The organism is Burkholderia sp. BCC1988, from assembly GCF_905339895.1.
In the GTDB taxonomy this organism is placed as follows: Bacteria; Pseudomonadota; Gammaproteobacteria; order Burkholderiales; family Burkholderiaceae; genus Burkholderia.
This window is the reverse complement of the sequence record NZ_CAJPHA010000002.1, coordinates 401,265-425,082: the sequence shown is the minus strand read 5'-3', so window position 1 is coordinate 425,082 and position 23,818 is coordinate 401,265. Positions and strand designations below refer to the sequence as shown.

The following is a 23,818-nucleotide window of genomic DNA, read 5'->3' as shown; positions in this document are numbered from 1 at the left end:
CATGCGGCGCGCGCGGCGCTCAGAACCCCTGCATCGTCACGGTCGGATCGACGACCAAATGGACGACGCCGTAGATCACCGCGCCGACCAGCAGCGCGAGCAAGATCGCGACGAACGGCAGCAGCGTGAAGTTGACGTTCGCGAGATCCGACGCGTGCGCCTTGCTGTTGCGCACGCCGAAGAAACTCCACAGAACCAGGCGGATCATGCTGAACAGTTTCATGACGTTGCTCCTTTCCTCTATCGGTTGACGCTATCGTCGATCCGACCGGCCTCCGGAAAAAGAAGCAGTTGCACGCGGTTTTTGCGCAGCACGCGTCATGCGACCGCGTGTCGCAGGGTCGTCGCCTCTATGTCGCCTGTGCATCAGCAGTCGAGCACGAGCGGCTCCGCGGCCCCTTCGGCGGGCCGTGCGACGCATAGCAGCGCGCAGCCGGGTTCGATCGCCGCATCGTGCGACTGCACGTAATCGACCGCACCGGACAGCACGCGCGTCGCGCATGTGCCGCACGACCCCGACCGGCATTCGGACGGCACCGCGACGCTCCGGCCTTCGGCGAATTCGAGCAGCGTGCCGTCGGCGGGCGTCCATGCGGCGTCGCGTGCCGAGCGGCGGAACACGACCGGCACGCTTGCCGCCGGCGGCGCCCCGGCCGCGCGGGTCGCGCTGCGCACGACGCTCGACGGCCCGAACGCCTCGAAGCGGATACGCTCGTCCGGCACGTTCAGCGCGCGCAATCCGTCGTACATATCGCGCATGAACGCGGCGGGTCCGCACAGGTAGAAATCGTAGTCGTCGAACGGCAGGATGCGCTTCAGTTGCGTGATGTCGACGCGACCCGGTCGCGCCGCGCCGTCGCGCTGCGGCCGGCTGTCGAACCAGTGCAGCGATACGCGCGGGTCCGCGTCCGCGATGCGCGTCAGTTCCGCTGCAAACGGCCGGTCGGCCGTATCGCGCGCGCCGTGCACGAACACCACGCGGCGCGACGGTGCGTCGTCGGCCAGCGCGCGGCGCAGCATCGCGATCATCGGCGTGATGCCGATGCCGGCCGACACCAGCACCGCCGGACGCGGGCTCGCGACGTCGAACGTGAAGCGGCCGCGCGGCATCTGCGCATCGAGCGTCATGCCGGCACGCGCGTGGTCGTGCAGCCAGGCCGATACGCGTCCTTCGCGCTTCACGGTGATCCGGTAATGCGATGCGCCGGGTGCATCGGACAGCGTGTAGCTGCGGATCGTCGGCGAAGCTTCGTCCGGCAGCGCGACGCGCAGCGTCAGATGCTGCCCGGCTTCGTAGGCCGGCAACGCGTCGCCGTCCGCCGCTTCGAAATGAAACGAGCGGATCGCGCGCGCTTCGTCGACGATCTTCGCGATGCGCAGCGGGCGCCAGCTGGAGGGGGACGAGGACGCAGATGCGGATACCGCCGGCACACCAGCCCCCACCTTCCCCGCAAACTGCGGCGCCCGCTCGACCGCCGACCACCGAAACGGCAGCACGCCCCGCGTGCGCCGCACTTCGCGCACGTGAAACCGCACGACCCGCTGCGCGCCGTCGAACGACGCGACGAGCGGCCCGTCCCACACGATCTCCGCGTGCGCAGCGACATACAGCAGGTCACCGCTGTCGAAATCGACGAACAGCAGCCCCGCGCGCGGATCGTGCTGCAGGTTGCCGAGCGTATTGAAGAAGCGGTTGCCGCTGAAATCCGGCGTCGTCAGCGTGTGCGCGTCGTCGACGCGCACGAAGCCGGGCATGCCGCCGCGATGCGACACATCCGCGCCCCGCGCGGCACCCGCACCGGCCGACGTATTCGCACTCGCGACGAAGAACGTATCGGCCTGCGCGAGCAACGCGCGATCCGCGTCGCTCAGCCGGCCCGACACGTCGGCCGCGATGGACACATCGCCTTCGCGCGGCACGAGCGTCGGCGTGCGGCCCTGAATGTACTTCGCACAGTTGCCGAAGCTCTGCTCGACCGCGATCGTCAGCGCGCCGCCGTCGACCGCGCGCACGATGCCGTTCACGCGATTGCGCCGGCGCGTGTCGAACTCGATCCCGAGCCCGCCGAGCGGCACGCCGGGCTGCCATGCACCGGCCAGCGGATCGCCGGGCAGCGCGTCGCCGTCGATGCGCAGCGTGCGCGCGTCCGGCGTCGTCACGAAGCCAGGCATCCCGACCCGCAGCGTCGCCCACGGCTGGCCGTCCGGATCGACGCCGCCGAGCACGAAGAACGGCAACTGCGCGAAGAACGTGCGGTGCTGGTCCGGCATGAAGCGCCGGATGCCGCGCCGGCCGGCCGCGTCCGCGGCCTGCGTCACGCCCGCGCGCTGCTGCATGGCCAGCTCCCCCGCATGAAACGGCGCAACATCCAGTTCCCAGCCCGGTACGGCGGCAGTCGGCGCGGTCATCGTGTTCTCCCGGTGAAATCGCGGCTTCGCCGTCAGGCGGCGAGCAGGCCGGCGCGAGTCGGCGGCATCGCGACGAAGCCCGGCAGCGCCTCGACGCGCGCGAGCCACGCGCGCACATGCGGATACGGTTCGAGCGACACGCCGCCTTCCGGCGCGTGCGCGATGTACGTGTAGGCAGCGATGTCGGCGATCGTCGGTTGCGCGCCCGCGGCGAACGGCTTGCCGGCGAGTTCCTGGTCGATCACGGCGAGCACCTTCGCGGCCGTGCGCTTGGCCGCGTCATGATCGAGCGGCGCGCCGAACACGGTGACGAGCCGCGCGGCCGCCGGCCCCATTGCGATGGGCCCGGCCGCGTACGACAGCCAGCGCTGCACGGTCGCCGCGCCGGCGGCATCGTCGGGCAGCCAGTGCGCGTCGCCGTAGCGCTTCGCGAGATACACGAGGATCGCGTTCGAATCGGCGAGCACGGTGCCGTCGTCGTCGATCACCGGCACCTGGCCGAGCGGATTGAGCGCGAGGAACGCAGGTTCGCGCTGCGCGCCGGCCGCGAGGTCGACGTCGACGGTCTCGAACGGCAGCCCGAGCAGCGACAGGAACAGCCGGACGCGATGCGCGTGCCCGGACAGCGGGAACGAATAGACACGAACCGGGCGGGTGGGCTTGCTGGCGGCTGGCATGGGAAAGCTCCTGGATCTCGCGCCGCCGGGAATCGGCGACGAACGGCCCCAGCGTAGCGCTCGCCGTTCGCGGCCAGAAGACGGATAATCGCTGAAACATTATCCGCTTCCATAGGACAATCGACGATGGCCGATCTGCGCGACGTGAACCTGAACCGGCTGGCGATCTTCGTCGCGGTGGTCGACGCCGGCTCGCTGACGGCCGCGGCCGAGCGGCTCGACCTCGCGAAGACGGTCGTCAGCACGCACATGCAGCGCCTCGAATCCGAGGTCGGCGCGAACCTGCTGGTGCGCACCACGCGACGGCTGAGCGTGACCGATGCGGGGCGCGCGTTCTACGACGCGTGCCGCGACATCGTGCGCGCGACCGAAAGCGCGCTCGACGCGGTGTCGTCCGACGCCGGGCCGCTGCGCGGCACGCTGCGCGTGAGCGTGCCGATCGACTACGGCGCGCTGGTCGTCGCGCCGGCGATCGTCGCGCTGCGCGACGCGCATCCGCGACTCGACGTCGAACTGATCGCGAACGACCGCATCGCCGATCTCGTCGCGGACAATCTCGACGTCGCGATCCGCATCGGCCGCCTCGCGGATTCGAACTATCGCGCGGTGCAACTCGGCGAGTACGAGAAATGGCTGGTCGCGAGCCCCGCGTTCGTCGCACGGCACGGGCTGCCGCGCGACCCGGACGCGCTCGCCGCACTGCCGTTCGTGATGCTGTCGACGCTGTCGCGCCCGCATACGGTCGAACTCGACCACGCGCGCGGCGGCCATGCGTCGGTGCGTTGCGTCGCGCCGGTCGTGTCGAACACCGCGACGGCCTGCCGTGCGATCGCGCTCGCGGGTGGAGGCTTCGGGCTCCTGACGGATTTCTCGATCGCGGAGGACGTCGCGGCCGGCCGGCTCGTGCGGCTGCTGCCCGCGTGGCGCTCGGCGCGGGCCGGGATCCATGCGGTGTATCCGTCGACGCGGTTGCCGTCGCCGAAGGTGCGCGCGTTCATCGACGCGATGAAGGCAAGGATCGGAGCAACGGCCGCCGCGCCGCGTGTGCGCGCGACACGGGCGCAACGCGCTGACGATTGAAGGGGCAACCGCGCATCACATGAACTTCGCGTAGCAGCGCTTTGTTGCGGCACTTTCGCGTATTGAATCCCTTCTGGTTCAGGCTCGACGCGAATTCGCGTTCCTGCGCGAATGCCTTTGCAGCTACGCACGGCGTTCGCGCGACGGCGCGCGACATACACACGCCCGACCGCCTACCCCGCTTCCCGCAACGTCCCCAGCAGCACCTTCCTGCAACTCGCGACCATCTGCGCCTCCGGGTCGCGATACCCGGTGAGCAGCCACGCCGCGCCGACGTTCGTCATCGCGCCGACCAGCGCGAGCCCGATGAGCCGCTGCTCGGTGCGCTCGGCGGGTGTCGCGGCCTCGCGCGCCGCGCCGATCGCCATGATCAGCTTGCCGAAGTCGAGCAGCATCCGCTGGTACGTCATGTCGGTATCGGCGCTCACGCCCATCACCTCGAGCAGCAGCACGCGCGCCGCGCATGGATCGCGCAGGAAGCCGAAGAACGCGGCGAGCCCCGCGTCGACGCTTTCGCGCAGATCGCCGCCGCGCTCGGCCACCGCGCGTGCGACCGCGTCGTGCAGCTGCTGCGCGTGATGCAGGTAGGTGCAGCGCAGCAGATCCTCGGTGCTGTCGAACGCCGCATAGAAATATCGGTCGTTGAGCTTCGCTTCCTGGCAGATCGACCGCACGGTCGCCTTGCGGAAGCCGACCGTGCCGAACACGCGCGTCGCCGCGCGGATCAACGCATCGCGCCGCTCGGCGGCCCGCACCTCGGGCGCCACGCCGCCGTACGCCCGGCCCCGTTTTTCCGTTTCGAGTGCTTTCTCCATTTCGCTATTTGACATCAGGACACCCGAAAACTAAAGTGGTGACGAATAACACCACAATAGGCACGCCGCCGATGCAGCGCAAGCGGAACGGGAGGAACGACGCATGAAGGGGTTTTCCGGCAAGGTCGCCGCGATCACGGGCGCCGGTTCGGGCATGGGCCGCAGCCTCGCGGTCGAACTCGCGCGGCGCGGCTGCGAGGTCGCGCTCGCCGACGTCAACGATGTCGGGCTCGCCGGCACCGCGGCCGCATGCGCGAAGCACGGCGTGCGCACGAGCACGCGGCGGCTCGACGTCGCCGACCGCGACGCGGTGTTCGCGTGGGCCGATTTCGTGCGCGTCGAACACGGCAAGGTCAACCTGGTCTTCAACAACGCGGGCGTGTCGCTGGCCGCGAGCGCCGAGACTGCGCGCATCGCCGATCTCGCATGGATCGTCGGCATCAACTTCTGGGGCGTCGTGCATGGCACGCAGGCGTTCCTGCCGCACCTGCGCGCGTCGGGCGACGGGCACGTGATCAACACGTCGAGCCTGTTCGGGCTCGTCGCGATGCCGACGCAGAGCGCGTACAACGCGACCAAGTTCGCGGTGCGCGGCTTCACCGAGGCGCTGCGGATGGAACTCGAACTCGACGGCGCACCGGTCAGCGCGACCTGCGTGCATCCGGGCGGCGTCGCGACCAACATCGTCGACGCGAGCCGCGTCGACACCAGCATCCACGCGCTCACGGGCCAGGACGAAGCGACCCACCGCCGCCAGGCGAACCGCCTGATCAACGCGACGACGGCCGACGACGCCGCGCGGCAGATTCTCGCCGGCGTCGAGCGCAATGCGCGCCGCGTGCTGGTCGGCGCCGACGCGCGCCGCCTCGACAAGCTCGCGCGCCTGCTCGGCGCCGGCTACCAGCGGCTGGTGCTGCGCCACGTGCGCCGCGCCCGCGCACGCAATCTCGAGCGCACCCGCGCCCCCGCCGCGCGGCCGACCACACCGACCAAGGATCCCGCATGACCTCGACGACGACGGCCGACCGGCGCGACGCGCCGTGCGCCTCGGGCGACGCCCGTGACCTCGACGTGCTGATCGTCGGCGCCGGCCTGTCCGGCATCGGCGCCGCCTATCACCTGAAAAAGCGCTGCCCGCATGCGAGCGTCGCGATCGTCGAGGCGCGCGACGCGATCGGCGGCACCTGGGACCTGTTCCGCTATCCCGGCGTCCGTTCGGACTCCGACATGTTCACGCTCGGCTACAGCTTCCGCCCGTGGCACAGCGACAAGGCGATCTCGGACGGCCAGACGATCCTCGACTACATCCGCGACACCGCGCGCGCGTACGGCATCGACAAGACGATCCGCTACGGCCACAAAGTGGTCGCGGCCGACTGGGATTCGAACCGCGCACGCTGGACGGTGCGCATCGAGCGCATGCGGGACGGCGCGCTCGACACGCTGGTCTACACGTGCCGCTTCCTCTACATGTGCAGCGGCTATTACGACTACGACGGCGGCTACCTGCCCGACTGGGCCGGCATGGAATCGTTCGAAGGCCGGATCGTGCATCCGCAGCAATGGCCGAAGGACCTGTCGTACGCGAACCGGCGCGTCGTCGTGATCGGCAGCGGCGCGACGGCCGTCACGCTGGTGCCGTCGATGGCGGCCGATGCGAAGCACGTGACGATGCTGCAGCGCTCGCCGACCTACATCGTGTCGCTGCCCGCCCGCGACAAGATCGCGAACGCGTTGCGCCGCGTGCTGCCGTCGCGGCTCGCGCACCGGATCGTGCGCATGAAGAACGTACTGCTGACGATGTACCTGTACAACGTGTCGCGCCGCAAGCCCGAGCGGACGAAGCGGTTCATCATCCGCGCGGCAGGCAGGCAGCTCGGCCCCGATTTCGACGTCGCGAAGCACCTGACGCCGCGCTACATGCCGTGGGACCAGCGCGTGTGCCTCGTGCCGAACGGCGACCTGTTCAAGTCGATCCGCGCGGGCCGCGCATCGATCGTCACCGACGAGATCGAGCGCTTCACGCCGACCGGCCTGAAGCTGAAAAGCGGCCAGCAGCTCGACGCGGACGTGATCGTCACCGCGACCGGGCTGAAGGTGAAGCTGCTCGGCGGCGCGCGCGTCACGGTGGACGGCCACGCGGTCGATTTGCCGCAGACCGTGTCCTATAAAGGAATGATGTACAGCGACGTGCCGAACCTCGCGTCGTCGTTCGGTTACACGAACGCGTCGTGGACGCTGAAGGCCGAGCTGATCGCGCGCTACGTGTGCCGGCTGCTCAACCACATGCGCGCGAACGGCTACGACACCTGCGTGCCGCGGCTCGGCGCCGGTGACCTCGGCGACGTGCCGGCGGTGAACCTGAGCTCGGGCTACATCCAGCGCGCGGCCGGCATCCTGCCGAAGCAGGGGCACCGCAAGCCGTGGAAGTTCCACCAGAACTACGTGCTCGATCTCGCGTCGCTGAAGTTCAGCGGGCTCACCGATTCGGCCATGCAGTTCGAACGCCGCGCGAAAGCCGGCCCGGCCGCCGCGCCGGTCGCCGAACCCGTACTCGAAACCCGTTGAGGCCGACATGAGCCATACGCTTCACCTGATCCAGAACGTGCTGCTCGGCGTCGTCGCGATGTTCGCCGCGCTCGCGCTGTTTTCCGGCTACGTCGCGCGTCGCGTGACGCGCGCGTTTCCGCCCGAAGGCCGCTTCGTCGACATCGGCGGCGACCACATCCACTACGTCGAGTACGGCAGCGGGCCGCCGCTCGTGTTCGTGCACGGGCTCGCCGGGCAGATGCGCAACTTCGCGTACCTGCCGCTCACGCGGCTCGCGCAGTACCATCGCGTGATCCTCGTCGACCGGCCCGGCGCCGGCCGCTCGCTGCGCGGCGCCGGCTCGCAGGCGAACGTGTTCGCGCAGGCCCGCACGATCGCCGCGTTCATCGACGCGCTGAAGCTCGACCGGCCCGTGCTCGTCGGCCATTCGCTCGGCGGCGCGATCGCGCTCGCGGTCGGGCTCAACCATCCGGAGCGCGTGAGCCGGCTCGCGCTGATCGCGCCGCTGTCGCACGAGCAGACCGAGCCGCCGGCACCGTTCAAGCCGCTGATGCTGCCGTCGCCGCTGGTGCGCCGCTTCGTGTCGTGGACCTTCGCGATCCCGCTGACGATCCTGACCGGCCGCAAGGCAGTCGATCAGGTGTTCGCGCCGGAAGCCGTGCCGCGCGACTTCCCGGTGAAGGGCGGCGGGCTGCTCGGGCTGCGGCCGCACGTGTTCTACGCGACGGCGACCGACCTGCTGTCGGCCCCCGTCGACCTGCCCGCGATGGTGCGCCGCTACGCGGACCTCGCGCTGCCGGTCGACGTGCTGTACGGCCGCGCCGATCCGATCCTGAACTGGCGCACGCACGGCGAAGCGCTCGCGCAGAAGTCGGCGCGCGTGCGGTTGAAGGTCGTCGAAGGCGGGCACATGCTGCCGGTCACGATTCCCGACGCAACGGCGGACTGGCTGCTCGAAGTCGCCGCCGCGCCGGTCGAGGCGCCGGCGCAGGGCGCGCACGTCGAGCATTGAGCGTCGGCGGGCCTGCCGGCCGCGCTGCGGCGCGCGCCGGTCAGGCTTCGTCGTCGGGCAGCGACAGCCCGAGTTCCGCGATGACCTCGCGCGCGCTGCGGAACGCCTCGACCGCCGCCGGCGCGCCCGCGTACAGCGCGCTGTGCAGCAGCACCTCGCGGATCTCGACGAGGCTCGCGCCGTTGTTGAGCGCGCCACGCACGTGGCCCTTCAGTTCCGTGCCGCGGCCGAGCGCCGCCAGCATCGCGCACGTACAGAGGCTGCGCGTCTTCAGGTCGATGCCGCCGCGCTGCCACGTGCTGCCCCACGCGTGCTCGTTCAGCCAGTTCTGCAGCGGACGCGAAAAACCGTCGAGGTCGCGCATCGCGCGCTCGACGAATGCCTCGCCCATGACTTCGGTGCGGCGCGCCTTGCCCTGTTCCCTGTCCTGTTCGCTCATGTCGTGTCCTGTCTGAAGTCTTGGCCGCTTCGGCGTCGCCCGCGGCCGGGTGGGTTCGCGTCATGTTCGCGGCGCGCGGGCGTTTCGTCAAAGAACGTGCCCTCGGGGCGCGGCCGGCTGCGTCACACGCGGAACACCGGGCCGAACGCTACGTAACATCCAGCCCGGCGTTACGGCACCTTACGGGAACATCACGGCGCGCACGGCGGCGCAACCGGCGCGCCCGTCCCGCGAAACCCCCATTCCTCCGTTTAAATCGCGCCGATATTCCCGATTCCCGCAACAAAGCGCCGGCGCATTGCGCGGAAGATGTCATGGCGCGGAATTTGCAGTAATGGCCCGGACACAACTTCCAATGTCGAGGCCACCATGCACCATTACTTAAAGAAGACGACGGTATCGCTGGCCGTCCTGTCGCTGCTCTCGCTGTACGGCTGCGGCTCGGTCGACGGGCCGGTCACGCCGTCGATCAAGCCGAGCACGTCGGGGACGTCGGGGACTTCCGGAACGTCCGGCGGCGGTAGTTCGGGGACGTCGGGGACTTCGGGTACGTCGGGCACCTCCGGTACTTCGGGCACTTCCGGTACGTCGGGTACTTCCGGCACGTCGGGTACTTCCGGTACGTCGGGTACTTCCGGTACGTCGGGTACTTCCGGCACGTCGGGTACTTCCGGTACGTCGGGTACTTCCGGTACGTCGGGTACTTCCGGCACGTCGGGTACTTCCGGTACGTCGGGTACTTCCGGTACGTCGGGTACTTCCGGTACGTCGGGTACTTCCGGTACGTCGGGCACCTCCGGCACGTCGGGCACTTCCGGCACGTCTGGCACCTCCGGTACGTCGGGCACTTCCGGCACATCAGGCACCTCCGGTACGTCGGGCACCTCCGGTACGTCGGGCACTTCCGGCACCTCGGGCACTTCCGGCACGTCGGGCACGTCCGGTACGTCGGGCACTTCCGGCACGTCGGGCACCTCCGGTACGTCGGGTACTTCCGGCACGTCGGGTACTTCCGGTACGTCGGGTACTTCCGGTACGTCGGGCACTTCCGGCACGTCGGGCACCTCCGGTACGTCGGGCACGTCCGGTACGTCGGGCACTTCCGGCACGTCGGGCACTTCCGGCACGTCGGGCACGTCCGGCACGTCGGGCACTTCCGGTACTTCAGGCACCTCCGGCACCAGCGCCACCCCGCTCGGCAACGTCCTCCAGCAAACCGGCACGCTCGTCACGGCACTGGGCACGACGGTCGCGAACGGCGGGTCGCAGATCGGAGGCGTACAGGTCCCCGGCACGAACCCGACGACGGCCACCAGCATCGGCAATGCGGTCACCAGCCTCGGCAGCGGCGTGCAGTCGCTCGGCAACGGCGTCGCGGCCGGCCTTGGCTCGATCGGCGTGTCGCCGAACCCGCTCGGCCCGACGCTCACGTCGACCACCGGCCTGCTGACCGGCGCCGGCGGCGCCGTCAACAACCTCGGCAACGCGGTGACGAGCCTCGGCACCGGTCCGCTGGCGCCGCTCGCGCCGGCGACGACCCTCGTCGGCAGTCTCGTCAACACGGTCGGCACCGCGGTCAACTCCACCGCATCGGCGCTCAACACGGCGCTGAACAGCGCGCCGGTCCAGCAACTCGAAACGCAACTCGGCAGCGTGATCAACCCGATCACCAACACGCTGACCGGCGGCGTCACGACGCCTGGCGCCACGCAGACGCTCGGCAACGCGACCCTGCTCGGCGCGCCGCTCAGCGGCCTGCTGAACACGCTCGGCAGCGGCCTCGGCCTCGCCGGTACGCAGGTCGGCAACGCGACCGCCAACCCGGTCGGCACGAGCGCGGGCGGCAGCGTGTCCCAGCTCGGCAACACGGTGTCGTCGACCGGCGGCCTGCTGTCCAGCGGCAGTTCCAGCAGCGGCACCAACCCGCTCGCCCCGATCACGGGCGTGCTCGGTTCGCTGACGGGCGCCCTCGGCGGCGGCAGCAGTTCGAGCGGCTCCGGCGGCACCAGCGGGACGAGCGGCACCAGCGGCGGCCCGCTCGCGCCGATCACGGGCCTGCTCGGCACGGTGACGGGCGCCCTCGGCGGCCTCGGTTCGAGCGGTACGGGCGGCACCAGCGGCACGAGCGGTACCAGCAGCTCGGGCGCCGGCAGCCTGCTGGCACCGGTCACCGGCCTCGTCAATTCGCTGACGCCGCTTGGCGCAAGCCTCACCGGCACGGTCACGACGCCGGGCGGCAACCTGACCGGCAACCTCGGCGGTGCGCTGACGAACGGCCCGGTCGGCACGCTGACGGGCTCGCTGACGTCGGCGGCCGGCACGCTCGGCGCAGTCGGCACGGCCAGCCCGGGCGGCGCGGCCGGCACGGTGACGACGCCGTCCGGCAGCGGCACCGTCACGGCCGGCCTGACCGGCAGTTCGAACGGCGGCACCGCGGCTGGCGCGACCAACCTGCTGGCACCGGTGACGAACCTGCTCGGCGGCCTGCTCGGCACCGCCCCGAAGAAGTAACGCGTCACGTATCAGAACCACAGGCCAATGGCCGGGCACATACCAATCCAAAGCCCGGCCGATGGCCGGCGCCACCCGCCAAGCGGGGGCGCCGGCCGTCATCCCGACGAGGATCCGATCATGAATTCCACGCTCGACGGCATCGCCGCGGTCCAGGACCGCCCGCCCCGTTCCGCCACGCCGTTCCGCGCCGGCCTGCTCGGCATCGCGGCCGGTCTCTTCGCGCTTTGGATCACGCGCGACCAGCCGAGCCTCGATGCGGCCACGCGCGCGGTCGTCGCCAGCCTCGCGATCATCGGCGCGATCGCACTGCACGAAATCTTCATCTCGCGCGTCTATCTGCGCCCGAGCGCGGGACTGTCGCGCCAGGCCGTGCGCCCGCTCGGGCTCGCCCGCGTCGCGACGCGGCTCGGCGCGCTGACGTCGATCTACGCCGGCATCGCCGCGATCTACTGGCTGCTGCCCGAATATCACGGCGCGTTCTACCTGCCGTTCTGGTCGCTGCTGCGCTCGCTCGCGCCGTACGTGATCGTCGCCGCGCCGTTCTACTTCGCGTGGATGGATCGCCACCAGCGCGAGACCGACGACGCGTACCTGCTGTGGGGCCGCTACCTGTTCCGCCGCGAGCCGCCAGCGAGCTGGCAGCCCGTGCACGAGATGCTCGCCGGCTGGGGCGTGAAAGCTTTCTTCCTGCCGCTGATGACGGTCTACCTGTCGAAGGACGCCGATCACCTGAGCGCATCGCTTGCGCACGCAGTGAACGCGCCGATGACGATCGCGACCTTCGTGTTCCTGTACGACCTGTCGTTCACGATGGACCTGATGTTCGGCACCGTCGGCTACCTGTGCACGTTCCGCATCCTCGACAGCCACGTGCGCACCGTCGAGCCGACCACGCTCGGCTGGGTCGCCGCGCTGATGTGCTACCAGCCGTTCTGGTCGCTGATCTCGAACAACTACATCCGCTACGAAGGCTCGCTGTTCTGGGACAACTGGCTGCTGTCCGCGCCGACGCTGCGCGTGATCTGGGGCGCGGTGATCATCCTGCTGCTGATGACCTATGCGCTGTCGACGATCTCGTTCGGGCTGCGTTTCTCGAACCTCACGAACCGCGGGATCATCACGTCGGGCCCGTATCGTTTCACGAAGCATCCGGCGTACATCACGAAGAACCTGTCGTACTGGATGGTGTCGGTGCCGTTCGTCGAGCCGCTCGGCTGGCAGGTCGGGCTGATGCACTGCGCGGGGCTCGTCGCGGTCAATCTGATCTACTACACGCGGGCGAAGACGGAGGAACGTCATTTGATGCGTGATCCTGACTATCGCGCGTATGCGGAATGGATCGCACAGCATGGGTTGTTCGCGCGGATCAGGCAGGCGTTCGGGGTGCGGAAGGCGGGGTGAGGCGGCAACACTAGGAGATCGCCGCAACCACCGGGTGAAGAAGGTCGTTGCGGCTCGGCGATCCGTGGACGGGCCCGCTCCCGTGGTCCGATCCTGGTGAAATCCGTTTGCCATGAAGCGGATGTGATTTCGAGACAAACGCCGGCACGCGACGTCGACACGCCCGCCCCTTGCGACCGATTGTCGCGAAACACCCTCGATTCCCCGCGTTTCGTCGCTTTTCTCCCGCCGTCCGGTTGCCCGCCCCGTGCCCGTCGCGTATGGTGCTGACCGTCCGCGCGCCTGCCGCCCGGACCTTCGACCGTCGTCCCGCACGACGGCCGCGCGGGCCGTGCCCGCCATCACCGTCTCCGCGGCACCGCCGTTCGGCGCCGCGCGTTCATGAGGAGAGAGGCGTGATCCACAAAGTCCTGATCCTGTTCGCACTCTGCATCGCGGGCCTCGCCGCGATCGCCGCCGGTTTCCAGCACATCCCCAGCTGATTCGCGGCCCCGGCTCGCTCGTCGAGCCCGGGGGCCGCTGCCATTTCCTTTCCCGTTTGCGATGAACCCCTTTCTCGATGCGCCCGGGACGGGCGCCTTTTGCCATGCGTATCGACGTACAGCATTCCCAGCACGACATCGACGATGAACTCGACATGCTCCATGCGCGTCTGAACCAGCCGGGCCATCGCCTGCACGGCCTGCCGGCCGTCGCGCTCGGCGACTCGGGCCTGATCGTCCGCCACCGCGAGGCCGACGGCGAATATTTCCTTTACGTCGAGGATCCGTCGGCCCGTCAGCTCGCCGGCTACACGATCTTCAACCGCCTTCCCGAACTGCCGCGCCGCGCGGACCGCTACCTGCGCGCGCCGCATACGCGGCTGCGCGGGTCCGCGCAACGCAAGGGGCTTGCGACGACGCTGTATCGATGGGGACTCGACGCGGGTCTCTGCCTGATCAGTGGCGCACGCCAGTCGGTCGGCGCGGCGCAGCTGTGGACCGCGCTCGCGCACGACTACCGGCACGGCTTCGTCGACGTCGAAGGCCGCGCGCTGCGCTATCTCGGCGAAACCGTCGCGGACGACGTCTACGGTGCGCTGCATACGCGCCGCCTGTTGCTCGGCAACGGATGGACACTCGGTGACCTGGCACGGGCAACCGGGATGCGCGACACGGTTGCCACCCGGCGTCAGGACCCGCAGTTGCCGCGGAACGGACGCGAATCGCATCACCTGCGCCGCGTCGCCGACGCGCGGCACGTTGCTCGCGCGCCGATGCGATAATCCGGCGGATCCGCCCGCCGTCGCCGCGCAAGACTCCCACCCCGACACTCCTCGATGGCTACCGAACCCCGAACCGATTCCGAGCGCCGCATCGACATCGTCGCGCTGTGCGGCAGCCTGCGTGCGCAGTCGTACAACGCGGCGCTGCTGGACGCAGCCGCCCGCGTTGCGCCGCGCGGGATGCGCATCACGCGTTTCGATCGTCTTGGCGAGTTTCCGCTGTTCAACCCCGATATCGAATCTCCGTCGCCGGCCGCGGTGCGCGACCTGATCGAGCGGCTGAACGCCGCGGACGGCGTGCTGATCGCGAGCCCGGAATACGCGCACGGCGTGACGGGCGTGATGAAGAACGCGCTGGACTGGGTCGTGGGATGCGAGGCCGTCGTATACAAGCCGGTCGCGGTATTGAACGCGTCGCCGCGCGCGACGCATGGGGACGCGGCGCTGCGGGAAACGCTGTCGGTGATGTCGGCGTGCATCGTCGAGCGCGCGTCGATCACGCTGCCGATCCTCGGCAGCCGGCTCGACGCGGCGGGCATCGCCGCGCATCCGCCGTTCGCATCGGCGCTGACCGACGCGTTGCACGCGCTGCGCGCGGCGATCGACGAGCAGGCGACCGCTCGCTAGACAACGATCGGCGCGACGCAATCGCGTGCGTTATCGCGCCTTGGTGCGCGTGGTCTTCTTCGCCGGTTTCAGCGTCTTCGCGGCTTTCGCGCGCGGCGCCTCCTTCTCCGGCTGCGCGCCGCCGCCGGCCAGATCCTCGAGCCATGCCAGCGCATCGATGTACGACAGGAACTGCTGCAGGTATTCCGGCGACAGCTCGCGCATCGTCGCGAGCGACCGGTGCACGAGGCTGTTCGAATTGAGCGGTCCCGCGTTGCGCGGCACCTGGTCGAGCGACTGGCGGTACTGCTGTTCGGTGCGAACCTTCGACCACATCGCGCGGAAGTAGTCGATCAGCGCGGGATCGATCCCGCGCCGGTCAGCCTGTGCATCGCGCGCGAGGCGCTCGACGAGCCCGCCGATCGCACCACGCGCAGGCGCCTGCGCGTTCGCTTGCGCCGCTGAGCCGGCGGCTGCCGCTTCACCGGCTCGCGCGACGATCTGCGCAAACCCTTCCAGCAGCATCGCGAGCCGCGCGTCGAGCAACGCGCGCGCATCGCCGTCGAGCGCGGCCGCGCGCTTCTCGAGCGCGTCGAGCCGATGGAAGCGCACCGGATCGAGCCGGTCGGCGCCCTGCTCGCGCCACGCGTCGAGCGTCGCGCGCACGTGCGTCGCGTCGTCCGTCACTTCGCCTTCCCTCCGCTCGACGCGGTCTTGCGCGGCACCGGCGCGATCTCCACGCGACGGTTCTTCGCGCGGCCTTCATCGTCCGCATTCGAGCTGACCGGCTGCTCGGAACCGAACGCGGCCGCGAACACCGACTTCGCCGGCACGCCGGCGTCGATCAACGCACGCGTGACCGTCAGCGCGCGCTTGGCCGACAGTTCCCAGTTGTCCGCGAACTGGCGATTGCCGGCACGCACCTGCTGGTCGTCAGCGAAGCCGCTGATCATCAGGATCTCGTCGCGCGTCTTCAGGTAGGCGGCCAGCGGCGCAGCCAGCGTCTTCAACAGATCGCGGCCCTCGGGCTGCAACTGGTCGGAGTTCAGCGCGAACAGCACGTTGCCGCTGATGCCGATGCGGCCGTTCACGAGCGTGACGCGGCCGGCCGCGAGCGGCCCGGCCAGCGCCTCCTCGAGCGACTTGCGCTGCTGCGCTTCCTGCTGGCGCGCGCGCACGGCTTCCTCGAGCTTCGACGTGAGCTGCAACTGCATGCCGATCACGCCGACGAGGACCAGCACGAACGCGCCGAGCAGCACCGACATCAGGTCGGCGAACGCGGGCCACACCGGCGCGGAAGGCGCGCCGTCGTCGATTTCGTCGTGCATGCGTTACGCTCCGACCGATGCCCGCCGACCGGCGATCTGCTGCAGGTCCTCGACGATCTGCTTCTGCGACATCATGCTCAGGTCGATCACCTCGCGCGCCTGCGCGACGTAGTACTCGAGCTGCTCGTCGCTGCGCGCGAGCGATTTCTCGAGCGCGGCCTCGATGCGCTGCAGGTGGTTCAGCAGCTTGTCGTTCGACTCGCCGAACACCTGCACGGCCGCGCCGAACGCATCGCCGAGGCTCGCGACCTCGACGGCGCCCGCCGTGACCTGCGCGGCGACCGAATCGAGCTTGCGCGTTTCGGCATCGACGGTGTCGTTGAAGCGCGCGCCGACGCGCTCGAGCAGGTCGGCCGACGTGCTGACGAGCGCGTCGATCGCGGTGCGCTGTTCGGTCGACGCGTGATTGACCGCGCCGAGCAGCGTCTCGAGCGTCGCGAGCAGGCGGCTGCGCTCCTCGAGCATCGCGGTGTCGCGTACCATGCTGTCGGACAGGCGCTGGCGCAGTTCGGCGACGACGTCGGCCGCGGCCTTCGGCGCTTCCGATGCGGCCTGCACGAGGCGCGAGATCTCGTTGATCGTGTCGCTTGCATGCACCTGAGCCTGCGCGGTGATGTCGTTCGCGGTGCGGGTCAGCGTGTCGCAGATGTCCTGCTGGCGCGTCGCGGCCTGCGCGCTCGTCTGCGCCCATTCGTCGCGCAGCGCGGCGGCCATCGCGGCGAGCGAGTCGTTCCATGCGGACAGGCGTTCTTCGTCGCGCGCGGCCAGTTGCGTTTGCAGGCCGGCGTGCGAATCGCGGATCGTCGACAGCAGGTCGTTCGAGCGTTGTTCGAACGTGGACGCTTGTGCCGCCAGATCGCGCGTCGTCTGTGCCAGCGCGTCGCAGATTTCCTGCTGACGGCCCGCGCTGTGTACGCCCGCGCGCTGCCACTCTTCGCCGAGCTTCGCCGCCATCACGGCCAGCGAATCGTTCCATGCCGACAGGCGTTCTTCGTCGCGTGCGGCCAGTTGCGTTTGCAGCCCCGTGTGCGAATCGCGAATCGTCGCAAGCAGGTCGTTCGAACGTTGCTCGAACGTCGCTGCTTGTGCGGTCAGATCGCGCGTGGTTTGTGCAAGGGCGTCGCAGATTTCCTGCTGACGGCCCGCACTGTGCACGCCCGCGCGCTGCCACTCGTCGCCGAGCTTTGCCGCCATCGCGGCCAGCGAATCGTTCCATGCCGACAGGCGTTCTTCGTCGCGTGCGGCCAGTTGCGTCTGCAGGCCCGTGTGCGATTCGCGAATCGTCGACAACAGGTCGCTCGAACGTTGCTCGAACGTCGCTGCTTGTGCGGTCAGATCGCGCGTGGTTTGTGCAAGGGCATCGCAGATTTCCTGCTGACGGCCCGCACTGTGCACGCCCGCGCGCTGCCACTCGTCGCCGAGCTTCGTCGCCATCGCGGCGAGCGAGTCGTTCCATGCGGACAGGCGTTCCTCGTCGCGTGCCGCGAGTTGCGTTTGCAGCCCCGTGTGCGAGTCGCGGATCGTCGACAGCAAATCGCTCGAACGTTGTTCGAACGTAGACGCCTGTGCCGCGAGATCGCGCGTCGTTTGCGCCAGCGCATCGCAGATTTCCTGCTGACGGCCCGCGCTGTGCGCGCCCGCGCGCTGCCATTCGTCGCCGAGCTTCGCGGCCATCGCCGTCAGCGACGCATTCCACGCCGCCAGGCGTTCCTCGTCGCGCGCGGCCAGTTGCGTCTGCAGCCCCGCATGCGACTCGCGCATCGCGGCGAGCGCCGCGCCCGAATGGCGTTCGAAGGTCGCGGCGGCTTCGCCGAGCGCCTGCGCATGCTGGCCGGCCAGCGTCGCGCCGACCTGCTCCTGGCGCGCGAGCGCATCGCGCCACGCGTCGGACAGCCGGCTTTCGGTCGATTCGAGGCGCGTCGCGACGCCGTCGACCAGGTCCGTCGACCGCTGCGCGAAGGTGTCGGTGAACTGGCCGAGCGTCGTCTGCAATTGCTGCGCGACGGCGTCGCCCGCGCGGCGCTGCTCGTCGAGCGCGCGGTTCCAGACGGCCGTCACGTTCCCGGTGGTCTTCTCGAAACCGTCGGTCAGCCCGTCGAGCTGACGCTGCACGGCGCCCGTCACGGTGTCGCGCAACGCGGCCATCTCCTGCGCGAGCCCCGTCATCGTCGCCGCGACGACCGGCTGCAGCGCGGCACCGGCGACGCGTGCGCTCTCGGCGGCGCTTTCCTTCAGCGCATCGCCGACGTTCGACGCCAGGCCCGCATACGCGCGCTCGGTCCGATCGAAGAACGCCTGCTGGCTTTCGATCTGGCGATCGTGCAGCGCGACGCTGCGCGCCTCGAGCGTCGTCATCATCGTCTGCAGCCGGTCGACCAGGGCCGGCATCACGTCGGCCTGGCGCTGCAGCAGCCGGAAGGATTCGTCGCGCTGGTGTGCGGACGAATGCACGCGCAGCGTCGTCGCGATCTTCGCGTCGAGTTGCTGGCCCGCGTCGAGCCGTTCGCGGCGCACGAGCGCGGACAGGAGGCCGAGCATCGCCGACGTCGCGACGCCCGCGATCGACGTGCCGAACGCGAAGCCGAGGCCCTTCACCGGCGCGATCAGCGACGCGCGGATCGCGTCGAGGTCGGTCGCGCTTTCGAGCGCGGCGCCCGTGCCCTTCAGCGTGACGACCATCCCGAGCAGCGTGCCGAGCATGCCGAGCAGCACGAGCAGGCCGACGAGATACGGCGTCAGCGACGGGCCCGGCAGCGCGACGCGCGCGCCTTCGACGCGCGCCCGCACGGCGCCGCGCAGGCCCGCGGGCAGCGTGTCGAGCCAGGTGTCGAGCTGCGCCGGCGGTTCGGTCAGCCCGGCCACCGCGCGCGACAACGTGGCGGTCGCCTGCCGGTAGCGCCGCAGCTCCCACGCACCGGCGACGTAGCACGCGCCGATCAGCAGCGTGACGGCCGTCGCGAGCGGGTTCGACGCGACATAGCCGACGCCGATCCAGCACACTGCGAGCAGGCCGGCGATGAAGACAACGAGATCAAGACGAATTCTGGACATAGCGTAGGGATTAGCAGGTACGAAGGGCCGCGAGCAGCCCGTCTACCGTTTGAAACCGGACTTCGAGTTCGGCGAGCAGGATGCTTTGCATCTCGTTGCGGAACGTGTCGAGCCACGTGCCGGGCACGATCGCCGCGGCGGGCGGTGCGTCGCCGTCGGGATCGGCAGCGGCCGCCGCTTGCGCGTCGGCCAGCGCCTGCCGTTCCGCGTCGCGCAGCCGCTCGAAGCGCGTGCCGAGCAGCGCGGGCACGGCGGACAGCAGGCTGCGCTCGCGCGCGCCGAGCACGCGCTCCATGATCGCGTCGAGCGCCGCGAGCCGCGCCATCCCGGACGCGCGCGCGGCCAGCGCGACCCGCAGGCGGCCGCGCAACTGGCCGATCGCCGTTTCCATTTCCTGCTGCAGGGACAGACAGCTCTGGCGGAAATCCGCGAAGTCCGCCGTATCGGCGGGCGGCGGCGGCATTTCGCCGGGGCGCCGCCGCGTACGCGGACGGTGGGCGGCCGTGATCGCCTGCGCGAGGTCGTGACGCACGCGCGCGCAGTCGCGCTCGGCGTCGTAACCGCGCACGCCGGCCGCGACGCCGGGCGGGCTCGCATTCAGCGCGGACGACAGCGTGATCGCGTCGGTCCAGCCGAGCCACTGGCTCAGGCGGTCCGACAGCGTCTGCCGGGATTCCGCGACGTCGGCATCGGTCAGGCGCGCGAGCAGCCGGACGAGCGTCGGGCCGCTCAGTGCCGGGCGCGGGGGTGCTTGCACCATGCTGCAAACCGTCAAAAAAGGCAGCAGTTTACACGTCGTCGGGAGGTCGGCCGCCAGAATCGGGGAAGCGGCCCGGCACGGCACGCCGCGCAACCGGCGCGAACGCCCGCCGTACAAGGCTCGCGGGGCGGTCGTCGGGGTTTTCCGGTGCGCCGGCGCGGCGCTGGTGAGATGTCCGGACGCCTTTCGCAGCCGGCCCGGCGAGACGTTCGGCCGCCTGGTGGAACCGCCCCGGCGGGTGCTGGTCACGCCGGGTCACTAATGTTCACCTGCGTGCGACTCCGTCACGGACGTGCGGTACCATCGCCACACCCGCCATGCGATCGCGCCCGATGCGGGCCCGCGCCTTCCTTGAACCGGCGCGCGGTCCGCCGGACGCGTGACGGATATCAGGCCGATATCCGCGGGCCGCAGGCGTCGCGCCCCCGGCAGACGGGTGCCGCCGCTCACGACAACGAGAGATCAATAACAGACGGGCCCGCCCGACCGCATACGATGATTTCCGACTTCGTCGCGCGCCTGCGCGAGCGCTTCAGCAAACCGCCCAGCCGGCAGGACTTCGCCGAACGCCTGATCGCCGCGCTGCGCGCGACCGGCGACACGCGCGAGTGGCTTCACGAACACGACAAGGGCCGTCTCGTGCAAGCCGATGCCCCGTCGAACATCATCAACCTCCACAACCTGTTCCGCGATTACGCGGACGCGAAGCCCACCGAGCGCGAAGCGACGCTGCTGCGCCAGGCGAACGCGATGATGCAGCACGAGATTCCGGCGAACTTCGCGGACGTGCGCGCGCGGCTGCGCCCCGTGATCCGCAGCGCGACCGAGCGCGGCACGGTCGCGCTGCAGCTCGCCGGACAGCCCGAAGCGTCGGAGGTGGCGTTCCGGCCACTGTGCGAGAACCTCGAGATCGGCATCGCGTACGACGGCGAATTCAGCGTCGCGCGGCTGACCAGTGCGCGGCTCGCCGAATGGGGCGTCAGCTTCGACGCCGCCTGCGACATCGCGATCGACAACCTGCGCGGCGCGTCGTCGGCACCGTGGGTCGCGTTGCGCGACGGCGTGTTCCTGTCGCAGTTCGGCGACTACTACGACGCGGCGCGGCTGCTGCTGACCGACCTGCTGCATCGCCAGCCGATCTCCGGCGCGCCGGTGGTGATGGCGCCGAACCGGGCCGTGCTGCTGCTCACCGGCGACCGCAACACGGCCGGGCTCGCGACGATGGTCGAACTCGCCGAACACGCGCGCGCGCAGCCGCGTCCGCTGCCGCCGCTGATGCTGCGCTGGGACGGCGCCGCGTGGCGGAACTTCATCCCGGCAGGACTGGAGGCGAAGCTGCACGCGCTGCGCGTGGACGAACTCGCCGGCGACTACCAGGATCAGCGCACGCAGCTGGACGAGCTGCACAAGCGGGACGGCACCGACATCTTCGTGGCGACCTACACCGTGTATCGGCGGCAGAACGGCGAGCTGTTCAGTGTCAGCGTGTGGAGCGACGGCGTGCCGACGCTGCTGCCCGAGACGGACATCGTCGTGCTCTACCGGGAAGCGACGCGGCAGTCGGCGCACGTGCCGATGGCCGCGCTGCGGGACGCGTGCGGCGACCTGATGACGGCCACCGCGCACCGGCCGGTGCGGTATGAAGTGAAGTCGTTTCCGGACGACGCGCGGTTCGCGGCGCTGCTGGAGCGGTTTCCGGCGGTGTGACGCGCGCTCGCGCGGGCGGATTGGGCGGATTGGGCGGATTGGGCGGATTGGGCGGATTGGGCGGATGGGGCGGATGGGCTGATGGACGGGGCGGACGGGGCGGACGGGCCCAAAAGAATCGCCCGGTTCGGACCGTCCCGCCACCGGCCGGAATGACCGGCCGCACCGGCATGCCCGTCGGGAATGAAACGGCGGTGCGCGCGAGCGGCACCGCCTGCCGTCAGATCCCCGCTTTTGGCGCGTTCAGGATCAGCCGCAGGCCGAGCAGCGTGATCGCGCCGGCCGCGACGCGGTCGACCCACTTCTTCGCGCGCAGGTAGAGTTCGCGCGGCCGGCGGGTCGAAAAGCACAGCGCGACGATCGTGTACCAGCCGAATTCGACGCCGAACACGAGCGGCGGCAGCGCCAGGTAGCACCACAGCGGCGGATGCTGCGGCAACAGCGCCGCGAAGATGCTGCCGTACCAGATCGCCGTCTTCGGATTGCTCAGCTGGGTCGTGAGGCCGGTCCAGAACGACTTGCGCGCGCTGCCGGCGACGACGGCCTGCGAGTCGTCCATCGCGATCGGCCGATCGGCGCCGCGCCAGATCTTCGACGCCATGTAGATCAGGTATGCGCCGCCGGCCACCTTGAGCCCGACGTACAGCCATTCGACCGCCTGCAGCAGCGTGTAGAGCCCGGCCAGCGCGACGCCGCCGAACGCGATCCCGCCGACGCCCATGCCGAGCGCGGTCGCGAGCCCGTCGCGGCGCGACAGCCCGATCGAATTGCGGGCGACCAACACGAAACTCGGGCCCGGAATCATTGCGCCAAGCCACAGCGCGGCCAGAATGGCGAGTACGGCAGCCGATGCAGTCATCGAAGTCTCCTTGGTCGACGGCGCCGAAACACCGGTGCCGGCGTGTCGCGTCGAGAATCGAGTCGCATTGCATCGATCGCCGACGCTGAAGCCGACGATTCTGGCACGCTTCGCCGCCCGCCGAAAGCGCCCGCGCGCTGCTATGCTGGCTGCCGTTCCCGCCCTCGCGCCCCGCCCCATGATCGAGATCCGCGCCGCCCGCTATCCCGACGATGCCGCCGTCGTCGAAGCGATCTTCCGCGAGTACATCGCAAGCCCCACCGTCAGCCTCGCGTTCCAGGACTACGAGCCGGAGCTCGCCGCGCTGCCGGGCAAATACGCGGCGCCGCGCGGGCAACTGCTGCTCGCATGGCACGGCGAGCGTGCGGTCGGCTGCGCGGCGTTTCGCGAAATCGACGCGACGACGTGCGAGATGAAGCGCGTGTACGTACGTCCCGACGCGCGCGGGCTGAACGTCGGCCGCCAGCTCGTCGAACGGCTGCTGCGCGACGCGAAGGCGGCCGGCTATGCGCGGATGTGCCTCGACGTGCTGCCCGAGTTCGTCTCCGCAAGGCAACTGTATGGTTCGCTCGGCTTCACGCCCGCGCCGCCGGTCGCGTTCAATCCGGTGCCGGGCACCGAGTTCCTCGGGCGGGATCTGTGATGATCGCCACCGCACGCTGCGCCCTGGTTGCGCTGCTCGCCGCACTGTCGTCCGGCGCACGCGCCGGCGACCTGCCGCCATCGGTCGCGACGCAACTGCCGTCCGGCTACCGGCCGCTCGTCGCGCAGGAAGGGCCGGACCTCGGCAACGGACGGCGCAGCTTGCTCGTCGTCGTGCATCGCGACGCCGATACGCGCGCGCAGCCGTCGCCGCGCCCGCTGCTGATCTTCGAGGAGCAGCCCGATCGCGCATACCGGCTCGCCGCGCGCAACGACCACGTCGTCCTGCGCGCGAACGAAGGCGGCCAGTGCGATCCGTTCGATCCCGAAGACGCCGCCGACAGCGGCCTCGCGGTGAAAGGCCGCTATTTCACCGTGCAGAACTTCGTCGCCTGCGGGCAACACTGGAGCGACTTCGTGACGTTCCGCTACGACCCGCGCACCCGCGGCTGGCTGTTCTCCAGCGAGATCTACACCGAATCGTTTCCGCTCGACGACCAGCCCGACCAAGTCACCGTCACGCGCGCCGATGCGCACCGGCCGGTGTCGTTCGGCCAATGGCGGCGCAAGGACTGAACTCTCGTGCAAGGCACGCCTGTACGGGCGGGGCCGCACCGCTGCCGGGCGTGAGGCGGCCCCGCCGGCCATCCTGAACCGGGTTGCGCCGCGCGCGCATCCGCGCGACTCGCCTCCCCCCGCCAACC

At 70.1% G+C, this 23,818-nt stretch carries 23 protein-coding genes; 12 read left to right on the top strand and 11 right to left on the bottom strand.

Annotated features, from left to right (window positions below; all coding sequences use genetic code 11):
* Positions 1-19: 19 nt before the first annotated feature.
* The 3 genes from U4012_RS04835 to U4012_RS04825 form a co-directional block, all read right to left on the bottom strand.
* Positions 20-223 (bottom strand): DUF2970 domain-containing protein, encoded by a 204-nt coding sequence (locus U4012_RS04835; RefSeq protein ID WP_059680655.1) that lies wholly within the window; start codon positions 221-223, stop codon positions 20-22.
* 143 nt (positions 224-366) lie between these two features.
* The gene (locus U4012_RS04830) at positions 367-2,409 is read right to left on the bottom strand and encodes a pyridoxamine 5'-phosphate oxidase family protein (RefSeq protein WP_321796601.1); all 2,043 of its coding nucleotides are present in this window, start codon (positions 2,407-2,409) and stop codon (positions 367-369) included.
* A 32-nt stretch (positions 2,410-2,441) separates the two neighbouring features.
* Complete coding sequence (locus tag U4012_RS04825; protein WP_321796599.1) at positions 2,442-3,086, bottom strand: glutathione S-transferase; 645 nt, start codon at positions 3,084-3,086, stop codon at positions 2,442-2,444.
* 126 nt (positions 3,087-3,212) lie between these two features.
* Between U4012_RS04825 and U4012_RS04820 the strand changes: the two genes are divergently transcribed.
* Positions 3,213-4,166: a LysR family transcriptional regulator gene (locus U4012_RS04820; protein ID WP_321796597.1), complete on the top strand. Its 954-nt coding sequence runs from the start codon at positions 3,213-3,215 to the stop codon at positions 4,164-4,166.
* A 173-nt stretch (positions 4,167-4,339) separates the two neighbouring features.
* Here the strand turns inward: U4012_RS04820 and U4012_RS04815 are convergent, their stop codons facing one another.
* Entirely contained in the window at positions 4,340-4,996 is a 657-nt protein-coding gene (locus tag U4012_RS04815; RefSeq protein ID WP_124489837.1) for a TetR/AcrR family transcriptional regulator, read from the bottom strand.
* An 88-nt stretch (positions 4,997-5,084) separates the two neighbouring features.
* On the opposite strand from U4012_RS04815, the gene U4012_RS04810 reads away from it, so the two are divergent.
* The 3 genes from U4012_RS04810 to U4012_RS04800 are packed head-to-tail and all read left to right on the top strand — an operon-like array spanning position 5,085 to position 8,543.
* Positions 5,085-5,987, top strand: coding sequence for an SDR family NAD(P)-dependent oxidoreductase (locus U4012_RS04810; RefSeq protein ID WP_321796596.1), 903 nt, complete (start codon positions 5,085-5,087; stop codon positions 5,985-5,987).
* Positions 5,984-7,549 carry an NAD(P)/FAD-dependent oxidoreductase gene (locus U4012_RS04805; RefSeq protein WP_321796595.1) on the top strand — a complete coding sequence of 522 codons (1,566 nt, stop codon included), beginning with the start codon at positions 5,984-5,986 and terminating at the stop codon, positions 7,547-7,549. Before U4012_RS04810 ends, U4012_RS04805 begins: the two co-directional genes overlap by 4 nt.
* Positions 7,550-7,556: 7 nt before the next feature.
* The gene (locus U4012_RS04800) at positions 7,557-8,543 is read left to right on the top strand and encodes an alpha/beta fold hydrolase (protein WP_321796594.1); all 987 of its coding nucleotides are present in this window, start codon (positions 7,557-7,559) and stop codon (positions 8,541-8,543) included.
* 40 nt (positions 8,544-8,583) lie between these two features.
* Here the strand turns inward: U4012_RS04800 and U4012_RS04795 are convergent, their stop codons facing one another.
* Positions 8,584-8,982 carry a carboxymuconolactone decarboxylase family protein gene (locus U4012_RS04795; protein WP_044848113.1) on the bottom strand — a complete coding sequence of 133 codons (399 nt, stop codon included), beginning with the start codon at positions 8,980-8,982 and terminating at the stop codon, positions 8,584-8,586.
* 377 nt (positions 8,983-9,359) lie between these two features.
* Entirely contained in the window at positions 9,360-10,316 is a 957-nt protein-coding gene (locus U4012_RS04790; protein ID WP_321796663.1) for a highly repetitive protein, read from the bottom strand.
* Between U4012_RS04790 and U4012_RS04785 the strand changes: the two genes are divergently transcribed.
* From U4012_RS04785 to U4012_RS04770, 4 genes are all read left to right on the top strand, one after another.
* A complete protein-coding gene (locus U4012_RS04785) occupies positions 10,219-11,493 on the top strand; it encodes a collagen-like triple helix repeat-containing protein (protein ID WP_321796662.1) in 1,275 nt (424 codons plus the stop codon). The genes U4012_RS04790 and U4012_RS04785 overlap by 98 nt on opposite strands.
* A 120-nt stretch (positions 11,494-11,613) precedes the next feature.
* Positions 11,614-12,897 carry an isoprenylcysteine carboxylmethyltransferase family protein gene (locus tag U4012_RS04780; RefSeq protein ID WP_321796593.1) on the top strand — a complete coding sequence of 428 codons (1,284 nt, stop codon included), beginning with the start codon at positions 11,614-11,616 and terminating at the stop codon, positions 12,895-12,897.
* 586 nt (positions 12,898-13,483) lie between these two features.
* On the top strand, positions 13,484-14,161 hold the full coding sequence (locus U4012_RS04775) for a histone acetyltransferase (protein WP_321796591.1): 678 nt from the start codon (positions 13,484-13,486) through the stop codon (positions 14,159-14,161).
* 54 nt (positions 14,162-14,215) lie between these two features.
* On the top strand, positions 14,216-14,788 hold the full coding sequence (locus tag U4012_RS04770; protein ID WP_321796589.1) for an NADPH-dependent FMN reductase: 573 nt from the start codon (positions 14,216-14,218) through the stop codon (positions 14,786-14,788).
* A gap of 30 nt (positions 14,789-14,818) precedes the next feature.
* Here U4012_RS04770 and U4012_RS04765 read toward each other — a convergent pair whose 3' ends face one another.
* From U4012_RS04765 to U4012_RS04750, 4 genes are read right to left on the bottom strand one after another with little or no spacing between them, the layout of a single operon-like run.
* Entirely contained in the window at positions 14,819-15,454 is a 636-nt protein-coding gene (locus tag U4012_RS04765; RefSeq protein ID WP_044845326.1) for a DUF2894 domain-containing protein, read from the bottom strand.
* Complete coding sequence (locus U4012_RS04760) at positions 15,451-16,095, bottom strand: OmpA family protein (RefSeq protein ID WP_044845327.1); 645 nt, start codon at positions 16,093-16,095, stop codon at positions 15,451-15,453. Before U4012_RS04760 ends, U4012_RS04765 begins: the two co-directional genes overlap by 4 nt.
* Positions 16,096-16,098: 3 nt before the next feature.
* Positions 16,099-19,146, bottom strand: coding sequence for a DUF802 domain-containing protein (locus U4012_RS04755; protein ID WP_321796586.1), 3,048 nt, complete (start codon positions 19,144-19,146; stop codon positions 16,099-16,101).
* A gap of 10 nt (positions 19,147-19,156) precedes the next feature.
* Positions 19,157-19,906 carry a DUF3348 domain-containing protein gene (locus U4012_RS04750; protein WP_044845329.1) on the bottom strand — a complete coding sequence of 250 codons (750 nt, stop codon included), beginning with the start codon at positions 19,904-19,906 and terminating at the stop codon, positions 19,157-19,159.
* Between U4012_RS04750 and U4012_RS04745 the strand changes: the two genes are divergently transcribed.
* Positions 19,905-20,168: a hypothetical protein gene (locus U4012_RS04745; protein WP_321796583.1), complete on the top strand. Its 264-nt coding sequence runs from the start codon at positions 19,905-19,907 to the stop codon at positions 20,166-20,168. The two genes, U4012_RS04750 and U4012_RS04745, sit on opposite strands and share 2 nt — an antisense overlap.
* Before the next feature lie 233 nt (positions 20,169-20,401).
* Positions 20,402-21,613, top strand: a complete 1,212-nt coding sequence (locus tag U4012_RS04740) for a hypothetical protein (RefSeq protein ID WP_321796580.1) — start codon at positions 20,402-20,404, stop codon at positions 21,611-21,613.
* A gap of 220 nt (positions 21,614-21,833) precedes the next feature.
* Here the strand turns inward: U4012_RS04740 and U4012_RS04735 are convergent, their stop codons facing one another.
* Positions 21,834-22,472, bottom strand: coding sequence for a LysE family translocator (locus U4012_RS04735; RefSeq protein ID WP_321796578.1), 639 nt, complete (start codon positions 22,470-22,472; stop codon positions 21,834-21,836).
* Between the two features lie 178 nt (positions 22,473-22,650).
* On the opposite strand from U4012_RS04735, the gene U4012_RS04730 reads away from it, so the two are divergent.
* Together U4012_RS04730 and U4012_RS04725 are read left to right on the top strand one after the other, a co-directional pair.
* Positions 22,651-23,115, top strand: coding sequence for a GNAT family N-acetyltransferase (locus tag U4012_RS04730; protein WP_321796576.1), 465 nt, complete (start codon positions 22,651-22,653; stop codon positions 23,113-23,115).
* On the top strand, positions 23,115-23,690 hold the full coding sequence (locus tag U4012_RS04725; RefSeq protein WP_321796573.1) for a hypothetical protein: 576 nt from the start codon (positions 23,115-23,117) through the stop codon (positions 23,688-23,690). The genes U4012_RS04730 and U4012_RS04725 overlap by 1 nt, the downstream gene beginning before the upstream one ends.
* Positions 23,691-23,818: the final 128 nt, after the last annotated feature.